This is a genomic window from Bacillus sp. EB106-07-01-XG149 (assembly GCF_058791555.1).
On record NZ_JBYTDP010000001.1, the window covers coordinates 493,341 to 512,176 of the forward strand.

Annotated in this window: 21 protein-coding genes and 2 pseudogenes; 7 read left to right on the forward strand and 16 right to left on the reverse strand. The window is 34.5% G+C overall.

What is annotated here, in order from left to right; all coding sequences use genetic code 11:
* The first annotated feature begins 151 nt into the window (after positions 1–151).
* The 3 genes from AC3WTA_RS02600 to AC3WTA_RS02610 all read left to right on the forward strand — a co-directional run bounded on the left by AC3WTA_RS02600 (position 152) and on the right by AC3WTA_RS02610 (position 3,192).
* Positions 152–847, forward strand: coding sequence for a response regulator transcription factor (locus tag AC3WTA_RS02600; RefSeq protein ID WP_001038819.1), 696 nt, complete (start codon positions 152–154; stop codon positions 845–847).
* Positions 837–1,994, forward strand: coding sequence for a sensor histidine kinase (locus tag AC3WTA_RS02605; protein ID WP_001243287.1), 1,158 nt, complete (start codon positions 837–839; stop codon positions 1,992–1,994). The genes AC3WTA_RS02600 and AC3WTA_RS02605 overlap by 11 nt, the downstream gene beginning before the upstream one ends.
* A gap of 181 nt (positions 1,995–2,175) precedes the next feature.
* On the forward strand, positions 2,176–3,192 hold the full coding sequence (locus tag AC3WTA_RS02610; protein WP_001160066.1) for a D-alanyl-D-alanine carboxypeptidase family protein: 1,017 nt from the start codon (positions 2,176–2,178) through the stop codon (positions 3,190–3,192).
* A 58-nt stretch (positions 3,193–3,250) separates the two neighbouring features.
* Here AC3WTA_RS02610 and AC3WTA_RS02615 read toward each other — a convergent pair whose 3' ends face one another.
* The 5 genes from AC3WTA_RS02615 to AC3WTA_RS02635 form a co-directional block, all read right to left on the reverse strand.
* Positions 3,251–3,709 carry a DinB family protein gene (locus tag AC3WTA_RS02615; RefSeq protein WP_000288264.1) on the reverse strand — a complete coding sequence of 153 codons (459 nt, stop codon included), beginning with the start codon at positions 3,707–3,709 and terminating at the stop codon, positions 3,251–3,253.
* Positions 3,710–3,711: 2 nt separating this feature from the next.
* Positions 3,712–4,452, reverse strand: coding sequence for an alpha/beta fold hydrolase (locus AC3WTA_RS02620; protein ID WP_000237655.1), 741 nt, complete (start codon positions 4,450–4,452; stop codon positions 3,712–3,714).
* Positions 4,445–5,005 (reverse strand): nucleoside/nucleotide kinase family protein, encoded by a 561-nt coding sequence (locus AC3WTA_RS02625; RefSeq protein WP_492332805.1) that lies wholly within the window; start codon positions 5,003–5,005, stop codon positions 4,445–4,447. The genes AC3WTA_RS02620 and AC3WTA_RS02625 overlap by 8 nt, the downstream gene beginning before the upstream one ends.
* Before the next feature lie 51 nt (positions 5,006–5,056).
* Positions 5,057–5,578: a GNAT family N-acetyltransferase gene (locus AC3WTA_RS02630; protein ID WP_080014166.1), complete on the reverse strand. Its 522-nt coding sequence runs from the start codon at positions 5,576–5,578 to the stop codon at positions 5,057–5,059.
* 118 nt (positions 5,579–5,696) lie between these two features.
* Complete coding sequence (locus AC3WTA_RS02635; RefSeq protein WP_000535579.1) at positions 5,697–6,053, reverse strand: hypothetical protein; 357 nt, start codon at positions 6,051–6,053, stop codon at positions 5,697–5,699.
* A gap of 698 nt (positions 6,054–6,751) precedes the next feature.
* On the opposite strand from AC3WTA_RS02635, the gene AC3WTA_RS02640 reads away from it, so the two are divergent.
* Entirely contained in the window at positions 6,752–6,919 is a 168-nt protein-coding gene (locus AC3WTA_RS02640) for a hypothetical protein (RefSeq protein WP_170956736.1), read from the forward strand.
* 210 nt (positions 6,920–7,129) lie between these two features.
* On the opposite strand, the pseudogene AC3WTA_RS02645 reads toward AC3WTA_RS02640, so the two are convergent.
* The 4 genes and pseudogenes from AC3WTA_RS02645 to AC3WTA_RS02660 form a co-directional block, all read right to left on the reverse strand.
* Positions 7,130–7,409: pseudogene (locus tag AC3WTA_RS02645) on the reverse strand (N-acetylmuramoyl-L-alanine amidase); the annotation flags it as partial.
* A 1-nt stretch (position 7,410) separates the two neighbouring features.
* A pseudogene (locus tag AC3WTA_RS02650) lies at positions 7,411–7,579 on the reverse strand (terminase large subunit); the annotation flags it as partial.
* Between the two features lie 57 nt (positions 7,580–7,636).
* Positions 7,637–8,017: a hypothetical protein gene (locus AC3WTA_RS02655; RefSeq protein WP_000450250.1), complete on the reverse strand. Its 381-nt coding sequence runs from the start codon at positions 8,015–8,017 to the stop codon at positions 7,637–7,639.
* A gap of 166 nt (positions 8,018–8,183) precedes the next feature.
* Positions 8,184–8,354: a hypothetical protein gene (locus tag AC3WTA_RS02660; RefSeq protein ID WP_000284253.1), complete on the reverse strand. Its 171-nt coding sequence runs from the start codon at positions 8,352–8,354 to the stop codon at positions 8,184–8,186.
* Positions 8,355–8,682: 328 nt separating this feature from the next.
* Between AC3WTA_RS02660 and AC3WTA_RS02665 the strand changes: the two genes are divergently transcribed.
* From AC3WTA_RS02665 to AC3WTA_RS02675, 3 genes are all read left to right on the forward strand, one after another.
* Positions 8,683–9,051, forward strand: coding sequence for an FtsB family cell division protein (locus AC3WTA_RS02665; RefSeq protein ID WP_492332806.1), 369 nt, complete (start codon positions 8,683–8,685; stop codon positions 9,049–9,051).
* 197 nt (positions 9,052–9,248) lie between these two features.
* Positions 9,249–9,893, forward strand: a complete 645-nt coding sequence (locus AC3WTA_RS02670; protein WP_492332807.1) for a collagen-like triple helix repeat-containing protein — start codon at positions 9,249–9,251, stop codon at positions 9,891–9,893.
* A 300-nt stretch (positions 9,894–10,193) separates the two neighbouring features.
* Positions 10,194–10,391, forward strand: a complete 198-nt coding sequence (locus AC3WTA_RS02675; RefSeq protein ID WP_000358738.1) for a hypothetical protein — start codon at positions 10,194–10,196, stop codon at positions 10,389–10,391.
* A 443-nt stretch (positions 10,392–10,834) separates the two neighbouring features.
* Here the strand turns inward: AC3WTA_RS02675 and AC3WTA_RS02680 are convergent, their stop codons facing one another.
* From AC3WTA_RS02680 to AC3WTA_RS02710, 7 genes are read right to left on the reverse strand one after another with little or no spacing between them, the layout of a single operon-like run.
* Positions 10,835–12,775 (reverse strand): AMP-binding protein, encoded by a 1,941-nt coding sequence (locus AC3WTA_RS02680; RefSeq protein ID WP_492332808.1) that lies wholly within the window; start codon positions 12,773–12,775, stop codon positions 10,835–10,837.
* Positions 12,776–12,824: 49 nt separating this feature from the next.
* The gene (locus AC3WTA_RS02685) at positions 12,825–14,366 is read right to left on the reverse strand and encodes an acyl-CoA carboxylase subunit beta (RefSeq protein ID WP_000886750.1); all 1,542 of its coding nucleotides are present in this window, start codon (positions 14,364–14,366) and stop codon (positions 12,825–12,827) included.
* A 2-nt stretch (positions 14,367–14,368) separates the two neighbouring features.
* The gene (locus tag AC3WTA_RS02690; protein ID WP_000939810.1) at positions 14,369–15,157 is read right to left on the reverse strand and encodes an enoyl-CoA hydratase; all 789 of its coding nucleotides are present in this window, start codon (positions 15,155–15,157) and stop codon (positions 14,369–14,371) included.
* Between the two features lie 4 nt (positions 15,158–15,161).
* Positions 15,162–16,073 (reverse strand): hydroxymethylglutaryl-CoA lyase, encoded by a 912-nt coding sequence (gene mvaB, locus AC3WTA_RS02695; protein WP_000775447.1) that lies wholly within the window; start codon positions 16,071–16,073, stop codon positions 15,162–15,164.
* Between the two features lie 21 nt (positions 16,074–16,094).
* Positions 16,095–16,310 (reverse strand): acetyl-CoA carboxylase biotin carboxyl carrier protein subunit, encoded by a 216-nt coding sequence (locus tag AC3WTA_RS02700; protein ID WP_001987345.1) that lies wholly within the window; start codon positions 16,308–16,310, stop codon positions 16,095–16,097.
* A gap of 26 nt (positions 16,311–16,336) precedes the next feature.
* Positions 16,337–17,674 (reverse strand): acetyl-CoA carboxylase biotin carboxylase subunit, encoded by a 1,338-nt coding sequence (locus AC3WTA_RS02705; protein WP_000486754.1) that lies wholly within the window; start codon positions 17,672–17,674, stop codon positions 16,337–16,339.
* A 15-nt stretch (positions 17,675–17,689) separates the two neighbouring features.
* The gene (locus AC3WTA_RS02710) at positions 17,690–18,835 is read right to left on the reverse strand and encodes an acyl-CoA dehydrogenase (RefSeq protein ID WP_000397261.1); all 1,146 of its coding nucleotides are present in this window, start codon (positions 18,833–18,835) and stop codon (positions 17,690–17,692) included.
* Between the last annotated feature and the right edge of the window lies 1 nt (position 18,836).

Below are 18,836 nucleotides of genomic sequence, written 5' to 3' on the forward strand. Positions count from 1 at the left end.
TTTAAATATCCTTCTTCTTTGTATTCGTTATGAATGTTTTAATCCCCTTTTTATACGTTACATGAAATTTTATGGCGATTCATTGCTACAAAATACATAAATGTTTGATATTATAGTAATGTTAATGATTTGTTAGGAAAGGAACTACATAATGAATAAAAACATATTAATTATTGATGATGATAAAGAAATTGTTGAGTTACTTGCTGTTTATTTGCGAAATGAAGGCTATAACATTTATAAAGCATACGATGGCGATGAGGCATTGCAAATGATTTCTACATATGAAGTTGACCTTATGGTTTTGGATATTATGATGCCAAAACGCAATGGATTAGAAGTTTGCCAGGAAGTTCGTGAGAATAATACTGTACCTATTCTTATGCTGAGTGCAAAAGCCGAGGATATGGATAAAATATTAGGTCTTATGACAGGTGCAGATGATTATATGATTAAGCCATTCAATCCATTAGAATTAGTAGCTAGAGTGAAAGCTTTGTTACGAAGATCATCTTTCCAAAATGCCACTTCCTCCAAAAATGAAGAAGGTATTATTCGTATTCGTTCTGCTGAAATACACAAACATAATCATACTGTTAAAGTAAATGGAGAATATATTAAACTTACATCTATTGAATTTGATATTTTATATTTACTTGCGAGTAATACCGGAAGAGTATTTAGTTCCGAAGAAATTTTTGAACGCGTATGGCACGAAGATGGTTATGGCTCAAATAAAACTGTAATGGTTCACATTAGTAATTTACGGGATAAACTTGAAACAGGAATGAATGGAGAGAAATTTATTCATACTGTTTGGGGAGTAGGCTATAAAATTGAGAAATGAAGCATTTGATATATTAAAAGATATCCCAAAATGGAAATTGATTTTTTGGTTCATGTTAGCTATCACCCTTACCCCTATTACTGAATTAATAATATATCGTCTTGTTACAAGTGTAATTGAAAGTTCACTTACATTAAGCGAACTCGGCAAAGAATTCATTAGAATTTTTGGATATGAAAAATATAAAGGAATAAAGGAATCTCTCTGGATGATGATTGTATCTTATTTGTTTTTATTTTCTATTTTTTCATCCTACCTATACATTTTTTATCGTCATGAAAGAAAGCTTTACTATGAAACTTGTATTAAAAAAATGATAGAAGAGATTCGTTATATTGCAGATGGAAACTTCAATCATAAAATTTCTATCGTACATCATAATTATCTGGAAGAGTTAGCGACCGGTGTTAATCAAATTGTTGAACAATTGAAAGTCTCAATTGATGAAGAGAGACAGGCGGAACAAGCTAAAAGTGAACTTATTACAAATGTATCGCATGATTTACGTACTCCTCTTACCTCTATAGTTGGATACGTAAATTTAATCCACCATGATAATTATAGAGATGAAGTGGAATTACGCTATTATATACAAGTCATTTACGATAAAGTAACCCGCCTTAATGCATTAATGAATGATTTGTTTGAATATACACGTGTTCAAAATAAAGAGTTAAGTTTATTTTCTGCTCCTATTGATATTGTAGAGCTACTTGGACAATTAACTGTTCAATTCCGCATACAGGTTCAAGAAGCTAATATAGAATGTCGACCTTCTTTCCCATCTCAAAAACTCATGGTATTAGCTGATGGAGACAAATTAGTGCGTGTGTTTGAAAATCTTATTATAAATGCTATCGCTTATGGAAACGACGGTGGATATATCGACCTTGCTGCCTATGAAAGCAATAATATGATTAATATAGATATAACAAATTACGGACAACCTATTCCTAGTACTGATTTACCTCATATTTTTGAACGTTTTTATCGCGTTGAAAAATCTCGCTCTACGAACACTGGTGGATCTGGACTCGGATTGGCAATTGCAAAAAGTATTGTCGAATTGCATAAAGGAACAATTGAAGTATATAGTGATGATAAAAAAACAACTTTCACTGTAAAACTACAACCATATAAATGTTAATACAAATTAATTTCAGGTCCAATTTCTTACCATATAAGAAATTGGACCTTTCATTTTCCATTAAAATCCAAAATTTAATAATATTTTATAATTCTTTAGAAATTCTTTACCTTTTCTTTCTTCCTAATTAAGCATTACTTTTTACAATAGTATTATTGATGTCATAGTAGGAGGATCGCTTATGCAATTCTTGAAAAAGTTCACAATTTTATTCTTATCTTTTGTTATTACAGCACTTATCGTTTTATATTTTTACCTTTATGTAAATGGTCCAATTATTCAAGCTAAATCAGCTATTTTAATAGATTCTAATTCAGGTGAAGTTATTTATAAAAAAAATGAAGAAATTCCTATACAATCAGCTACTTTATCTAAATTAATGACAGAGTATATCGCAATGGAACAACTGAATGAAGGAAAAATACAGTTAGATGAATTAGTAAAAATAAGTAACGAAGTTTTCCAAGCAGAAACGAGTCCTATACAAGTAACTTCGAAAGATAAAACGACAGTTCGTGATTTACTTCATGCATTGTTTTTGACAGGGAATAATCGTTCCGCACTTGCCCTTGCAGAACACATTGCTGGAAACGAAGATAACTTTACACTTTTAATGAATGAGAAAGCAAAACAACTAAAGTTATCACAACCATCCCCGTTTCTAAATGCTACTGGAATGAATAACGATACAAATAAACAATCAACTACATCAACTATAGACGTAGCTAAACTAGCGACACAATTAGTAAAAGACTTTCCAGATGTATTGAATATTACGAAACTAACCTCTTACCAATTTACCTTCAAAGACTCAAAAGTTTTCAACACAAATAAAATGATTTATTCCCTTAATAAAAACATTAAACTCCAAGGTGTTGACGGCTTACAAACTAGTTTTTCAACTAATGGTAATTATAGTTTTGTCAGTACAGCAAAACGAGGAGATACTAGACTTATTTCCGTAATATTAGACTCCAATGAAGAAAACAGTACTTTTATTGAAACAAAAAAGTTACTACAGTACGGTTTTGATCCTTCCTCGTACTCTGCACTCCAAGCTTTTAAAGATGCTGTTACATCTTGGACAGTTTTGCTTCAATTTAAAAATTTGATCATACAAACATTGTTGATTTTCTTCATCATTACAATTTTAATGTTTTTACATATACGTCAGAAAAAATCCGAGGATTTCAACTAGGAAATCTTCTTATATATAAAAACCGGCTTGCCTTTACAGTGCAAGCCGGTTTCTAAATTTATAATCCTCTTCCAATTAAATTCGCTGAAACAGGCTGAAGATTTAATTCTCTCGCCCATATAGATAGCTGACCGATATGGTGAATTTCATGCACAATTACATGTCTTAAAACTTCACCGTATGTATATGTTTTATCTGTCCACGAAGCTTTTAATATCTTACATTCTAGGCTAGATGACCACAACTGTAAAAAATCTTCTAATTCTCGTATATATAAATCAGATAGCGCTTTCACTTTTTGGATGGATTGATAATCTTTAAACTGCGGTTCATTATCTTCTTTTCCTTGAAGCGCACGAATCCAGCTGTACTCAACATCGACAATATGGAATAATGTTTCTAAAACACTACCAACACCACCTACACGCTTGCGGAGTAATTCTTCCTCTGAAAGTTGTTCACACCACTTAAACCAATCATCTCTTACTTGCCAATTGTATTGAAATAACGTGTACATATTTATCTCTCCCCTACTCCAATTATCCACCTAACAGCATCTATTACATAATGTGGCTCATCTTTTTGAATATAGTGACCGCTTTGTTCTGCAATTACAAATTTATTATTGCTTGATAATCGTAATAATTCTTCTTGCAACTGTAACCACTTCAGTTGTGCAGCTTGCGAATAAAAAGTTTTTTTACCAGCAGCTAACACGACAAGTGGAATATTTCTAGTTGACTGACAATGTTTATCTGCTTCGCCTAGACTAAACATAAACTCTTCATAAGAACTTTCATATACAAATTGTTTATAGTAAGCTTCTTGAAATTCTGGGGACATGATTGGTAAAAAATCTTCTTTATAATTTTCTGGTGTCGAATCCAACAAGACGATTCCCAGCATATCTTCGGGATAAAAAGCCGTAAATAAACGTGCATTTATACCACCAAAAGAATGTCCTACAAAAATATAAGGTGGTTTCAATTGTAATTGCTCTAAGCAACTTCTTAAATCTTTTACCATTTCAGAACTAATACGTCGCTTGGAACTCTTCCCACTTTTTCCTAATCCAGCTCGATCATATGTAATTACCGTCCCAAATTCAGTCAGCCCTTCAGCAATATGCTCCCATGCCTTGGAATATTCTCCATAACCTGCTTCCATTATAATAACAGGTTGCAACTGCTTTCCTTGGAATACTTTTGAATACATTTTAAAATCAGCAACTTGTACATATTCCTCTATACATTTAACCATTGACGATTACTTCTCTCCGATTAAGTGACTCTAAAATTTGATTAATTATTTCATCGACAGATAAAGATCCATCCAAAACAATATCTGAATTTGGCTTTACGGTATGAAGTGCCTCTAAATAAGCTTTTCTAGCATATGTTATATAGTGTTTTAAATCATTTTGTATTTCACTCATTGTATCTTCCTTAAAATCTCGCAAAATTCTTCTAGCCATCGCAATATCTAAAGGTGTGTCGATAAATATGGTTACATCAATGAATTGTCGCATTTCACTATTTAGGTATGCAAAAGGATAATCTACAATAATATAATCTAGATAACTATTTTGTAACAGATGCTGAATATCCTTAATTAATGGTGTAAGTACCCATTCATCATAATTTGCTCCATCATCAATCCATTTACAAATATCAGCAGGACAATTATCAAAGTCATAGCTATCAAAGTATAGTGCTTTTGAATTCATTAACTTGTGAGTTAAACTTTCTGTAACAGTAGTTTTACCTCCTCCTGAAACAGCTGCAACTGAAATTATTTTAGTATTTTTATTCATAACTTCCCACCATACCCCTTTTAATTGACATAACATAATTATAAAAAACTATTATTTTTTATCACTCCATTCATATTCTAACATACTCATTTCCCATAAATTCCAATATGTTTCTCCTACTTTTTTGGATTCTCTTAATAAACCTTCTTTTACAAATCCTATTTTTTCATAACATGAGATGGCCGACGTATTAAAATCATAAACACCAAGAGTTACTCTATGTAGTTTTAATTCTTTAAATGCAATTTGTAATACTGCTCTCATCATATGTTTCCCTATAGAACGCCCTCGCATTTTCGTATCACCAACTAACACTTTTCCAATTCTTGCAGATTTATTTATATTGTCAATTTGCCCAAGTGAAATATGACCAATTACTTTTCTAGTCTCTTCATCTATTACTTTAAATGCAAGCGTATTTTTGCTTTCAATATATTTTTCTAATTGTTGTTCATGTAAAGGGTATGTAAATAAATTTCCTGACCACTGTATTAAAAATTCTTCGCAATCAATCCAATTTATTAATTGTTTGAAATCAGTTCTTGTAAATTGTTTCAGCTTGATCACTCTCATTCTCCTTTCACACAACCTTTTATACACCTTCAAATTTATTTCTATATGAAAAATATATTCCCTTTTATACAAAATAAAAAGCCATTCATAAGAATGGCTTAGCATCAATAAAGCATAATTACTCTTTATTTGCTACGTCAACACCGTTAAAATCAAACTCATCAGCAACAGTTGTAGCAGGTGGTAAAATCGCTTCAATTTTACAAAGAGATATAATTGCTGCAACTGAACCAGGAATAGCAGCCAGCTTAACAACATCGCAAGTTACAGAAGAAACAGTACCTATATAAGTACGTCCTTCAGTGTTAATTCGCACTGTTTTATTAATTAATTTTTTAAGTTCGTCTCTAATTCCTTGTACACAAGAGCTGTCACATTTCTCATGCTGTTCTTTTTTACACTCTTCAAAAACATCCCAACAATCATCATGTTTACACGTACATTTTTTTCTACAATTATTAAATCGAGAACCCAAATCCTCACCCCCTAACCCTTTCTATTAGTAAAGTATGTCCAATAGCTTAAAAGTGTACGAGACAAAAGCATAGAAACAAAAAAACAAACACTTGTACTAAACCTTTTTATATATATTAAAAACGAATATACTACTGTATGAATACTCAATTCAAATACTCCAAATATGTAGCATTATTAGTATAAACGTGCTTTCAACGACAATAACATTCTTTTCTTTATTAATAACAAAACGGACCTCTAACAATTAAAGGCCTGTTTAATGATTGGACTTGGATTTAATTCTGCTGAATTTAAAATTTAGACAACCTCTTTCTCAAACGAACCTGTTTTTTTTTATAAGCCGGCTCCTTTAAGAGGGACCAGCTTTTCCTATTACTTCACATATACATAGGCTTTGTTTGCAGTAATATAGTATGTTTTTCCTTTGCTGTTGTGAAATATACATTAAAAAAAGCGTACTCCAAAATAAGATATTATTTAAAATCAGAACGTTTTCTTCAACAAGTGTTTGTTGATTAATATCATAACCAGCAGTTCTCTCCACTACCTTTTGAAAATTAAGCATAGTTTGTATGAATTCTATATTTAGTAGAAAGCACTCTATCATATAAAGGTAAAATAATAGGTTAATAAACAAGCCATTTTTTTACTAAAACATAGAATAATATGAACCCTAATTGAAGGGAGGTATAAAAAATGTCCTGGAAAAATGATTGCTGGAGTTCTAAGAAAAAGCATTGTTGTGATGACTGGTGGAAATCTAAAGAACAGCACCATTGTGATGATGATTGGCGTTCTAAACGAAATAAGTGTCGCTGTAAATGTTTCTTTATTTGTTGTCATTGTAAAAGAAAACATTGGTAATATATTAAATGTCAACTTAAAGGAAAGAATATGTCTTTTGGGACCGATAAATACTAGAATATATAAAAAGCTGACTAAATATAGTCAGCTTTTTATATATTCACACGCAGAGATTTAAACTGGCATCTATAATTACTAGTTGAGTGGAGTATTGAAAAATAAGCTGACTCTTATAAATCGACTCTTTAATTACTTCACATACAAATAAGCTTATTTACAGCAGTATGTTTTTCCTTTGCTATTGTGCACCTTGTATTGTAGTGTTCCTTTAACACTTACTTTTGCATCAATAACAAACTCTAATCATACATTAACAGAACCAGCAACGTCTTTATCCTGCCAAGTTGATGAATCATAGAAACATAAATTATTTCTTTTAGAAACACCACGTTTTCCTCCAATAGATGAATCTACTGTACTTTTTTATCGAACTTCACATAAAAGAATCGTATTTAATCTATTGCTCTTCGCCAAGATTCAACCAGCCTTCTATGAGTTTTAAAAATGTACGCACCATTTTGTCTAACTAAAAGACCACATACACCAAAATCCCGAATACTCGCAAATTCTAATGCTCCTATAAATTTTTGAGCATATAAATTAGGGAATGGACGATTTGCAAGCAAGAATTTCTGACCATTTCGCAATGCAACATTCTAAAATTAGTATTATAATGGAATTTTCTCATATTTTATTAACTTCCTTATTAGAAAAAGATTATTTTATATAGATTACTATAAGCATCCATAAAGCCAAGGCGCCAATGATAGCGAGCGCTATACGTGTAGATAGTACCCTTACTTCAAAGTCTGTTTTCTTGGAAGGTTCAGGATATACAATTATGTAGATTCCCTTTAATAATGCAAGCCATGCAATAAACGTTAGGAACCCCTGCCAGTTGAATACCCATACATTATGTAGGATTACACTACCTAACCCTAGGAAAATCGATAGAAAACCATACATAATACCAAATCCTCTGTCTTCAACCACTAATTTTTTCAATTCACGTAGTACCGATGGACGTACGAAAAGTATTCCCGATACAATAACCGTTACCCATCCCCAAAACAATCCTAAAAAAGTACTAGTTTCCATTATTAGTTCACTCCCCTCAATTATTTATATTTCAGATATTCCCCCCTTTAGAACAATTCCAACATCTTTATATATAGGCTAAATTCTGCTCTTTTTTAATACAAATATGGCATATTCTATGCCCATCCTTAATCACCTTATTTCTCTACGAAATGAAATTTTCACATCATTCTTCGTCATCATCTATCCGAATTAACCAAAGTCGCTTTGTACTATTACCGCACACTTTTTCATAGCTTGGAACTAACATGCACCGAAGCCAATATAATGATTTATTCGCCTTTTCACTAACCTCAAAAATTGTCCCCTCTGTAATAAAATGATCACCTTGATACAATGTATACTCACTTGTCCCATGGAATCATCATTATTCCCCTCCCTATTAAAATAGCGTTTTTGTTTCAAATGATGCTCTCATTAATTCGGATGAATTTACCAGTGTTTTTACCAAAAAATTCATGATATCGTTAATTAGTCGAGTACTTCATTATTTGACGATTTCCCTTAGGAGCCCGCAGACAATCGGGGTTTCTTTTATTTAAATAAAAATTTTGTTTAAACTTTACAAAACTCACCTATATTAAAATATCTTCTAAAATCCTTATTGAACATTTATAATACTTTTAAATAGTTTAAATTCTACAATCAGTAATGGAGGCCTTTTAATGGGAAACATCCCAAAAGTATCATCCCAACAATCAAATCCTAATATACCCTCACAGCAAGTGAACCCTAACACCCAACAAGGTAGTAATAAAAAAACAAGACGCCGTATTGTAACTATTTTGGTTTTAATATTACCTATAATTTTTGTCCTTCAATATTCTCTTAATAACCAACAAGAAATGATTAAAGAAAAACAAATCACGCTTAATACGGAGCAACAAAAATTATCTTCTTTAAAGAAGGATGGTCATTCCCTTAAGAATGATGTTAAAATTTTAACAGATAGTGAAGAAGAAATTTTAAAATTCGCAAGGAAACTGTATGGATTTTCCAAACCGAATGAAACTATTTTTCAAATAACTGAATAAAATTACACTGCATTACCCAAAAGGCAATTTGAAAATACTCGCCTTTTTATATTTAATTTCTAAAGGAATCGTACTAATCTCTCTTTCTATCAAATAAAAATTTTGTTTAATTTATTAAAATACAACCGCTTGTCCATTTCAATTTGCTCTATCATTACATTTACTATTAGTAATACGATTTTTAGAGGTGATAAATAATGGACGAGTTTTTATCTTTTGCTGCACTTAATCCGGGTTCTATTGGACCTACACTTCCACCTGTTCAACCCTTTCAATTCCCTACTGGTCCCACCGGTTCTACAGGAGCTACGGGTTCAACCGGACCAACTGGATCAACTGGACCAACTGGACCAACTGGATCAACTGGATCAACTGGACCAACTGAATCAACTGGACCAACTGGACCAACTGGATCAACTGGACCAACTGGATCAACTGGACCAACTGGACCAACTGGACCAACTGGACCAACTGGATCAACTGGACCAACTGGATCAACTGGACCAACTGGATTTAATCTTCCTGCTGGGCCTGCATCTATTACTTTGACTTCTAACGAAACCACGACATGTGTATCCACTCAAGGAAATAATACTTTATTTTTTTCGGGTCAAGTATTAGTAAACGGTAGTCCTACTCCAGGAGTAGTGGTCAGTTTTTCATTTAGTAATCCTTCTCTTGCTTTCATGGTTCCTCTTGCTGTCATTACAAATGCTTCAGGTAACTTTACCGCTGTATTTCTAGCCGCTAATGGGCCTGGAACAGTAACCGTTACTGCTTCACTTCTTGATTCTCCTGGAACAATGGCTAGCGTCACTATTACCATTGTGAATTGTCCGTAATGGTTTTATCTTTAAGTACTAAGCAATTTCTGATAAGATGAGCACTGATTTACAGTGCTCATCTTATCATTGGGATGTTCCTTTCAAATGAAATTTCGAAACACCCTACTAAAATAAAGCTTTTATTAAGAACTAATGATCTTTATATTTCTTAAACTTGTCATCACAAGTGATTTTTATAATTAGTTAAATTCTCAATATAGTTTATGTATATAATTCTATTCAAAGATACATAATACCCACGTAACTATTTAAAAACACTTCGTTTTTATATCTAAATTCAAAAAGGAGCTACATAACATGGATAAAAAAAATCTATTAAGTCAACAACTTGATTATGTGTCATCGGATGCGCTGAATACCCCTAGTAAAGCCCAAGAGCAAATGCAAGAAACATCTCAGGAGGCACATGATTCAAACAAAAAGGACAGTACTCAAGCTTTACATGGCGACGATTTACCAATTTCAGATGTATATAGAACAACGAACAAGCAGTAAATTTAAAAGGGAAAAATCTTAAGAACGAGTGAACTTAATTCTTTTCCCATTTCCTATTTAATTAACACTTTTATATGAAACCCGTACACATTTTTGACACATCTACTATCACAATCTCCTGAAAATTCGTGATAATATTAATTTGTCGAATACGCCAAATTTCGACATTGAACGACAATGATATCTCCTTTATTGAATCCCTGTCCCCCAGGGATTTCTCCTTTTATTCATTACTTTTTTCTTCACTAAATGTTCATTCTTAACAAAATTCAATTACTCCATTGGATAGATATGCAACAGTATCCTATTTTGATAAAAACTAAAAACAAACAGACATACTTAACACTAATAGTAGATTTTTTAACTTCAAATTTACTTTTTCTCTCTTATCTTTTTGTAAACATTAAAAATGAGCTCTATTTACATAGAGCTCATTCGTAATTTTATAGTTTACTAGACTGTAACCCCTGAATAAACGGAACTACTTCAGGATTTACAAGTGATGATAAATCCCCTAATTCTTTTCCTAAGTAAGCAGCTTTAATGACGCGTCGCATTACTTTAGAATTACGTGTTTTTGGTAAATCTTCTACAACGTGAATATCTTTTGGACACAATGCTTTTCCGATATGAGAGTTTACTAAACTCATTAATACTTTCTTTAACTCTCCTGTGAATGTTACATTGTCCCTTAATACTACAAAACAATGACAAACTTCACCTTTTACATCATCAGGTACACCAATCGCGGCAGCTTCTATGACATCATTATGCTTAACAAGAATAGATTCATATTCTGCAGGTCCAATACGTTTTCCAGCAATGTTTAACGTATCATCTGAGCGTCCTGTAATAATATATTGCTCACCATCATAAATCACCCAGTCACCATGAACCCATTTATTTTCAAAACGTGACCAATACGTGTTCACATAACGCTCATCGTCTTCCCAGAAACTTTTCGTCATACCAACCCAAGGTTTCTCTAAACATAATTCTCCAACTTCATCACGAATTGGATTGCCTTGATCATTAAGCACAACCGCTGCCATTCCTGGTAAAGATGCGTTAAAACTAATCGGTGCAATCGGTTTAATAAGGACGTTTCCGAAAATCCCACCAGAAATTTCAGTTCCGCCTGAATAGTTACAAATTGGTACATTATTTTTTCCAACTGTTTCAAATAGCCACATCCAAGGATCTGGATTCCAAGGTTCACCTGTTGATGCGAATACTTCTAAACTCTTGAGCGAATGTTTATTTACATACTCATCACCCTTTGCCATTAACGCACGAATTAATGTTGGTGATATACCGAGATGTGTAATTTCATATTTATCAACGGTCTCCCATAAACGATCTGCTTCTGGGAAATCTGGAACACCTTCGTACATAACCATCGTTGCTCCATTAATGAGAGAGCCGAATAGTAAAAACGGTCCCATCATCCAGCCCATATCAGTTACCCATAATACGCGGTCACCTTGTTTGATGTTCATTCCAAATCCTGCATCAAATGCAGATTTCAAAGGGAAACCAGCATGTGTATGTACTGTTCCTTTCGGTTTCCCAGTTGTACCTGATGTATAAATGAGCATTAACGGATCATCACTATTCATTTCTTCAGCATGTGTAAATGGTTTTTCTTTTTCTAGCGCACTCCATGAGAAATCGTAATGATGCGGTGTAAAATCATTTCCTGCATGACGAACGATAACAACTTTTTCAACAGTTGGACAATGTTCACAAGCTTTATCTACTTCATCTTTTAATGCAACAATTTTACCACGGCGTGAAAAACCATCTGCAGTAATGATCATTTTTGCCCCTGCCGCTTGCACGCGTGTCATGACTGCATCAGACGCAAATCCTGAGAAAATTGGTGAAATAATTGCCCCAATCTTCATTACAGCTAGCATCGCAACAACTGTTTCTGGAATCATCGGCATATAAATTGTTACACGGTCACCTTTTTCAATACCCGCATGTCTCAAACCGTTTGCAACGCGACTTACCCAGTTGTCAAGCTCTTCATATGTAAATGATTTTGAAGTTCCATTTTCCCCTTCATACTGCAGTGCTGGTTGCGTTCTTGTTTCATCAGCTGCAAGCCAGCGTGATAAAACTGATTCTACAACGTTACATGTTCCGCCATTATACCACTGTGCAAACGGCGTACCATTTTCTAAATCTAGCACTTCTGTATAAGGCTTCATCCATTGATAGCCAACCGCTTTCTCAGCTTCTCCCCAAAACCAATCTGTTTCTTCAATAGATTTATTATAAAACGTTTCATAATCTTCATAGCCCAATGATTTCATCCAACCATATAAACGCGTTTTTTCTTTATATTCTTCTGTTGGAAACCAAACTGCTTGTTTCAATGTTTTCCCCTCCTTGACTTTTTGAGCAAGAAAGCCCTAAATAGGGCTTTTAAACTGGATAAACAGGATGTTTACGATCTGTAAATACTTGATATTTACTCATATACATTTCGAATCGTCCTTTTAACTCTTCTCTTAAATTGTTTGGATGAACAATACCATCAATGACCATCTCTGATGCCAAATGGTAAATATCAATATCTTTCTTATACTCTTCGCGTTTTTCAGCAATGAAGCTATCACGCTCTTCTTCTGGTAAAGCTGCAATCTTATTTGCATATACAGCATTGACTGCCGCTTCTGGACCCATTACTGCAATAGAAGCTGTCGGTAATGCTAGGCAGCAATCTGGTTCAAAGGCTGGACCTGCCATTGCATATAAACCAGCACCGTATGCTTTACGAACAACAATAGAAATTTTCGGTACAGTTGCTTCACTCATTGCAGAAATCATCTTTGCACCATGACGAATAATACCAGCACGCTCTACTTTAGTACCAATCATAAATCCAGGTACATCTGCAAGGAATAACAATGGAATATGATATGCATCACATAAATTAATAAACTTCGCTGCTTTATCAGCTGAATCGTGGAATAATACGCCGCCTTTCATACGCGGTTGATTTGCAATAATACCAACTGGCTTACCATCAATACGTGCTAAGCCTGTAATTAGTTCTTGAGCAAATAATTTTTTCACTTCATAGAAAGAACCTTCATCAATAACTCTATTAATGAGATCTTTCATATTGAAAGGAGCATTTTGATTTTCTGGAATGATTTGTTCTAACGTTTTTTCGAATTGTTTCGGTTCTTGAGGTGTAACCAATGGAGTCTTCTCTAAGTAGTTGTTTGGAAAATATGAAATGTATTGTCTTGCTTGTGTAATCGCATCTTCTTCTGTTTTACATAAAACATCTCCGCATCCTGATACAGAGCAATGCATACGAGCTCCGCCCATCTCCTCTAAAGTTACCTTCTCGCCGATAACCATCTCCGCCATACGAGGAGAACCTAAGTACATAGATGCATTTCCTTCTACCATCATAACAATGTCACAAAAGGCTGGAATATATGCGCCACCAGCTGCCGAAGGTCCAAATAATAAGCATACTTGAGGAACTTTACCTGATAATTTCACTTGATTGTAGAAGATTCTTCCTGCACCGCGGCGCCCTGGGAACATTTCTACTTGATCTGTAATACGCGCTCCAGCAGAGTCAACTAAATAAAATAACGGAACACGTAATTTTTCTGCCGTTTCTTGAATACGTAAAATCTTTTCAACTGTACGTGCGCCCCATGATCCAGCCTTTACCGTTGAATCATTTGCCATTACGCATGCAGTACGACCATGTATTTTACCCGTTGCCGTTATAACACCATCAGCAGGTAATCCAGTTTGTTCACAGTTTGCAAATAATGCATCTTCTACATATTCACCATTATCAAATAGAAGCGCTAAACGATCTCGAACGAATAGTTTTCCCTTTGCTTTGTTTTGTTCATGATATTTTGGTGCGCCGCCTTGTTTAATCGTTTCAACTCGTTCTTCAAATGTATTCGATTGTTGTTTTTGGTCTAACATATTTACTCCCCCTTATACATTGGTGTGCGTTTTTCCTTGAATGCTTGTAATCCTTCTAATCTATCTTTCGTATGGATTACACCTTCATACGCTTGTTTTTCCATTTGTAATCCGGTATGTAAATCAACTTGAATACCGTTTGAAATTGCTTCTTTTGCTAATCGAACAGCAATAGGACCATTACTAGCAATTTTCTCTGCTATTTCAATTGCTTTCTCTTCAAGTAAATGAGCTGGTACAACAAATTCTACTAAACCATATTCTTTTGCTTCTTGCGCCGAAATACGTCTTCCTGTATAAATTAATTCCTTCGCTCTACCAACACCAATTAATCTTGGCAAACGCTGCGTACCACCTGCTCCTGGTATAATTGCAAGTGTAGTTTCAGTAAGACCAAGACTTGCAGATTCAGCCGCAATTCTAAAATCACAAGCTAAACTTAATTCCGTACCACCACCAAGTACGATTCCATTTATAGCAGCGATAACTGGCTGTGGTAATTGTTCAACCATTTCCATAGTAGTGCGAATCATACTAACAGCATGACGAACTTGTTCTTCATTCATACCAGCGCGTTCTTTTAAATCAGCACCAGCACAAAATGCTTTTTCACCAGCACCTGTTAGAATAACTACTCTAGTATTTGACTCTTCACTTATTTGAGTTAATATGTTTTGTAACTCTTCTAATAACGCTAAAGATAATGAGTTTGCTTGTCTTTCACGATTTAATGAAATCTTTACAACGTGAGGTGTTACATAATCAACTGAAATGTTTTGTAATTGTAGCATCTTCTCACCTACTTATCGTTTTATGTTGAAGCGCTCTATACACATGACTTGGTAATTGGATATTTAATTTACTTTGAATAAATTGACTCGCTCTCAATAACTTCTCTTCATCAATATTCGTTTGGACCCCTAACTTATGGAGCATATAAACTAAGTCATCAGTTGCAACATTACCTGATGCTCCAGGTGCATATGGACAACCCCCAAGGCCACCACAAGAACTGTCAAATGTTGTAATACCGTATTCTAAAGACTTAACTACATTCGCCAGAGCCATACCGTACGTATTATGGAAATGCATTGCAAACTGCGAAGCATCGTATTTCTTTAATAAATGTTCTAATACTCCCTCTACTTGTAGCGGATTCGCTACACCGATCGTGTCACCAAGCGAGACTTCATAAATGCCGTATGAAAATAGTTGATTACATAATTCATCAACTGCTGCGGTACTTATATCCCCTTCATAAGGACATCCAAATACAGTAGAAACATAGCCTCTTACCTTTTTCCCTTCGAATAATGCCTGTTTTGTTATATCTTCAATTACAACTAATGCTTCTTTAATTGATTTATTAATATTACTTTTATTATGAGATTCACTTGCTGATAAAAAAACATTCACCTCATCTACATTTTGCAAAAAAGCTCGTTCCAAACCATTTTGATTTGGAACAAGCGCTGCATATGTAACATTTGGTTCCCTTTTTAGCTCAGAAAACACATCATTTGCATCTGCTAATGCAGGGACCCATTTAGGGTGAACGAATGAGGAAACTTCAACATACGATAATCCCGCCTCTGTAAGTAGTTGAATCCATTTTACTTTATCTTTTGTGCCAACAATCTTTTTTTCATTTTGTAAGCCATCACGTGGCCCGACTTCTTTAATGACAGCAAAATTAGGTAGTTTCAATTCACTTCCCCCTATATCTCCCTATTCAATTTCTAGTAATACATCTCCTTCATTTACAAAATCGCCTTCTTGCACATTAATTTTCATAACTGTGCCAGCTTCTTCTGAAATGATTGGAATTTCCATTTTCATAGATTCCAAAATGACGACATCTTGCTCTTCCTCTACTGTATCTCCTACTCCTACAACAATCTTCCATACATTTCCTGCCATCGATGCATATACTTTCGTCATCATTTTTTCCCCCTTAATATTGTTAAATCTTATTTTTTAACAAGTTGTTTCGTTACAAAACCTGTTGTATAAATACCACTTTTGAACACATCGTCTTCCAATACTTGAAGTAACATTGGCGTGTTCGTTTTAATACCTTCTACTTTTAATTCTTCTAAAGCATCATGTAATTTTGAAATTGCTTCTTCACGAGTTTCACCATGAGCAATGACTTTCGCAATCATTGGATCGTAGAAAGGTGTAATCGTGACTTGATTCTCCAAAAAGTGATCAATACGTACATTTGATGGAAGCGTTAAATCTGTAATCTTTCCAGGTGATGGGAAGAAAGTTTTCGGATCCTCTGCATAAATACGTGCCTCAATGGCATGACCACTACGTTTTACATCATCTTGTGTAAATGATAGTTTCTCACCGTATGCAATTAGAAGTTGTTGTTCTACAAGATCTAAACCTGTAATTTCTTCTGTAACTGGATGCTCTACTTGTAATCTCGTATTCATCTCTAAGAAATAAAAGTTCTTCTGATCATCTACAAGAAACTCAACTGTACCTGCATTTGTATAGCCTAGAGCTTTGGCAGCTTGTACAGCAACTTCCCCCATCGCTTTTCGCGTACCTTCATCTAAAAATGGTGAAGGTGCTTCTTCAATTACTTTTTGATTTCGGCGCTGCACTGAACATTCACGCTCCCATAAATACACTGTGTTACCATGTGTATCTGCTAAAAGCTGAATTTCAATATGGTGTGCATCTGCAATATAGCGCTCTAAATACATTTCTCCGTTACCGAAGAAGTTTTGTGCTCTTGTTTTGTTACTTTCAAATGCTTTGGTGAGCGTTTGCTCAGTTTCCATCAACTGCATTCCAATGCCTCCGCCGCCTGCGGATGCCTTCAGCATTAATGGATAACCAATTTGTTTTGCAATTTCAATTGCTTCTTCAGCAGTTTCAATATTTGTAGTAATACCTGGAACTACTGGGACATCTGCAGCTTGCATTGCAATACGAGATTCGATTTTACTTCCCATCTTCGTAATAATTTCTTCTGATGGACCGATAAATACAATTCCTTCTTCTCTACAGCGAACCGGAAAAGACGGATTCTCTGATAATAATCCATATCCCGGATGGATTGCTTCAGCATTTGTCTTCTTAGCTATTTCAATAATTTTTTCAAGGTTTAAATAGCTTTCTTGGACACGCGGTCCACCTACTAAGTAAGCTTCATTTGCCATTTTTACATGTAGGGCATTTTCATCAGCCTCAGAATAAATAGCAACAGTGCGAATGCCAAGTTTTTGACAAGTTTTCATAATACGAACTGCGATTTCCCCGCGATTAGCAATTAATATTTTTTGAAACATAGTGATTCCTCCTTTTTATCTACATCCTAAATGTCTTGCAATTACGAGACGTTGAATTTCAGAAGTTCCTTCACCAATTTCTAATAGTTTTGCATCACGAATATGTCGTTCCACTTCATATTCACGCATATAGCCGTATCCACCGTGAATTTGTACCGATTGATTTGCAATACGACTAGCAGCCTCAGATGCAAATAACTTTGCCATAGCCGCTTCTTTACCGAAAGGTTTATCATTATCTTTTAACCAAGCCGCTTTATGTACTAAATTACGTGCAAGTTCTACTTCAGTCGCCATATCAGCTAATTTAAATTGAATCGCTTGGAAATTAGAGATTGACTTTCCAAATTGTTGACGTTCTTTCGCATATTGCAGCGCACGTTCAAATGCAGATTGTGCAATACCTACTGCTAATGCTGCGATTGAAATACGTCCTCCATCAAGTGTATATAAGAATTGTTTAAATCCTTTATTTACATCACCAAGAATATTTTCTTTCGGTACACGTACACCATCAAGTACGATTTCACATGTATTAGAAGCACGAACACCCATCTTATCGTAAGGACTTGAGATCGTTAATCCTTCACTTGTAGTCGGTACGATAAATGCCGAAATACGTTTTCTACCATTATCTTCAACACCGTTGATAGCGGTTACAATAATTGTATTTGCATACTCTGCATTTGTAATCCAACACTTTTCACCACTAATAACATACTCATCTCCATCTAATACTGCTTTCGTTTTTGTACCGCCTGCATCTGATCCAGCGTTCGGCTCCGTTAATCCGAAAGCACCTAATGTTTTACCTGACGCCATTGGAACTAAATATTTCTGTTTTTGTTCTTCTGTACCGAAATAATAAATTGGAGAAGCACCTAATGAAATTGTTGCAGCGTAACTTAATCCTGTCCCACCACAAGCACGACCAATTTCTTCAACTGCTAACGCGTACGATACAGTATCGCCACCTGAACCTCCATACTCTTCAGGGAATGGGATACCTAATAATCCTAGTTCGCCCATTTTTTGAAATGTTTCATATGGAAATTCCGCAGTTTTGTCATAATACACAGCTTTCGGTGCGATTTCCTTTTCAGCAAAGTCACGTACCATTTCTTTAATCATTTGTTTTTCGCGAGTTAGAGTAAATTCCATT